We start from the raw sequence: 2352 nt of genomic DNA on the forward strand, positions 1-2352 counted from the left end.
GCCGTGGCGCGTCGGGGCGGCGGCAAGCCGGGGACGGCGGCTCCGACGGCGGCTCCGACGCCGACGAAACTGGCGGCTCCGACGGCTCCGGTGCAGGCGGCGGCCCGGGCGCGGGCCCGCCCTCCGCCCTCGATCCCGCCACGCCCGAGCAGCGGCGCGGGCTCACCGTCGCCACCCTGGCCCTGGCCGCGTTCCTCACCCTGGTGTTCTGCTGCTGGCTCGTGCCGGGCGGCCCGCTGCAGGGCCCCGGCGGGGCGCTGGTCGCCTCGCCGTTCTTCGACGGGATCGTGCCGCTCGTCATGCTCGCGTTCCTCGTCTGCGGGATCGCGTACGGCATCCCGGCCGGCACGGTCCGGCGGCCGGCGGACGTGCCGAGGATGATGGGCGAGGCCCTCACCGCCATGCTCGGCTACATCGTCATCGCCTTCACGGCGGGCCAGTTCATCGCCATGTTCGACTGGAGCCATCTCGGCGACTACCTCGCGGTGCAGGGCGCGGACGGGCTGCGCTCGGCCCATGTCACGGGATTCTGGGCGCTGCTGCTGATGATGGCGTTCAGCGGCCTGCTCTCGCTCGTCGTCTTCTCCGGCTCCTCGCTGTGGACGGTCCTCGCGCCCGTCCTCGTGCCGATCTTCGTCGGGCTCGGCTTCCACCCGGGGGTCGCGCAGGCCGCGTACCGCGTCGGCGACTCGGTGACGCACCCGGTCTCGCCGCTGAACCCGTACGTCTACATGCTGGAGCTCTCCGCCCGCCGCTACGATCCCGGCTTCACGCTCGGCAGCCTCTTCGCGCGCCTCAGCCTCTTCGTCCTGCCGGTGGCCGTGCTGTGGGCCGCGCTCTTCGCGGTGTTCTACTTCGCCGGCATCCCGTTCGGCCCCGGCACACCGACCCACCTGTGAGCGGGGGTCCGGGCACACCCCGCCCCCACGCACACCCCGCCCCGACGCACACCGACAGCCGCCACGCCACCCCGTCGAAAGGCCCGCACATGCACGACGAGCGCGACCCGCAGGACCCGGCGCCGCAGGCCGGCACGGCCGTGCGCTGGCGGCGCGACCTGCACCGCCGTCCCGAGGTCGGGTTCACGGAGTTCCGTACCGCGAGCCGCGTCGCGGGCGCACTCGCCGACCTCGGCTGGGAGATCCGCACCGGCACGGACGCCCTCTCTCCGGGCGACCGGCTCGGGGTGCCGTCCGACGAGGAACTGACGGCGGCCTACCGGCGCGCGGCGGCCTCGGGCGCCGACGAGCGGTTCCTCCCGGCCATGAAGGGCGGCAACACCGCCGTGGTCGCGACCTGGCGGGCCCAGGCGCCCGGCCCGGCGGTGGGGCTGCGTGCCGACCTGGACGCGCTGCCCATCGCGGAGTCCGGCGACCCGGGGCACCGGCCGGCCCGGGAGGGGTTCAGGTCCCTGCACGAGGGCGTGATGCACGCCTGCGGCCACGACGGGCACGTCGGCATGGCGGTGGAACTCGCCGAGCGGCTGGTGGCGGACCCGCCGCCCACCGGCTCCGTCACACTGCTCCTCCAGCCCGCGGAGGAGGGCGGCAGGGGCGCCCGGGCCATGGTCCCCGCGGGCGTCGCCGACGACCTGGACCTGCTCATCGCGCCGCACCTCGGCCTGAACCTGCCGACCGGGACACTCGCCCCGTCCCTCGACGGCCTGCTCGCCAACTCCAAGCTGCGCGCGGTCTTCCACGGCGTCGCCTCGCACGCCTCGCTCGCCCCGCACGAGGGCCGCAGCGCCCTGCTCGGCGCCGCGGCCGCCACGCTCGCGGTGCACGGCATGCCCCGCTTCCCGGGCCACGAGACCCGCGTCGCGGTCGGCCGGATCAGCGGCGGCACCTCCAGCAACATCGTGCCGGACCGCGCCGAGATGCTCCTGGAGACGAGGGCCGACGAGGGCGCCGTCAACGAGGAACTGGAGGCGCGCGTGCGTGCCGCGCTGCACGGGGCCGCCGCGACCTACGGCCTGACGGTGGACGTCGACCTCATCGGCGGCGTCACCACGGCCCGCGCGGACCGCGCCGCGGTCGAACTCGTCGAGGCGGCCGCGCGCGCCGAGGGCCTGCGCCTGGTCACGGCCCGCGCCGAGGACGGGGTGGCCAGCGACGACGCGACCGCGTTCATGCGCCGCGTCCAGCAGCGGGGCGGCGTCGCCTCGTACATCGGCATCGGCTCCGCGCTCGCGGCGCCGCACCACACCCCGTCCTTCGACCTCGACGAGGCGGCCCTGCCGCTGGGCGTGGCGCTGCTGGAGGGGCTGGTCCGCAGGGCGCTGGCGGCGCGGCGGCACTGAGCAGCTCCGCGCCGGAGGGACCCGGCCGCCGGGAGGGGCAGCCGGCGGGCGGG

Annotated in this window: 2 protein-coding genes; both read left to right on the plus strand. The window is 76.4% G+C overall.

The window, feature by feature from the left end; translation table 11 throughout:
* Positions 1-899, plus strand: an 899-nt coding sequence (locus tag L1885_RS27255) for an AbgT family transporter (RefSeq protein ID WP_235799818.1), incomplete at its 5' end; no start/stop codon positions are given.
* Positions 900-988: 89 nt separating this feature from the next.
* Positions 989-2299 (plus strand): amidohydrolase, encoded by a 1311-nt coding sequence (locus L1885_RS27260; protein WP_235799819.1) that lies wholly within the window; start codon positions 989-991, stop codon positions 2297-2299.
* Positions 2300-2352 lie beyond the last annotated feature (53 nt).

The organism is Streptomyces fuscigenes, assembly GCF_021556455.1.
Taxonomy (GTDB): Bacteria; Actinomycetota; Actinomycetes; order Streptomycetales; family Streptomycetaceae; genus Streptomyces; species Streptomyces fuscigenes.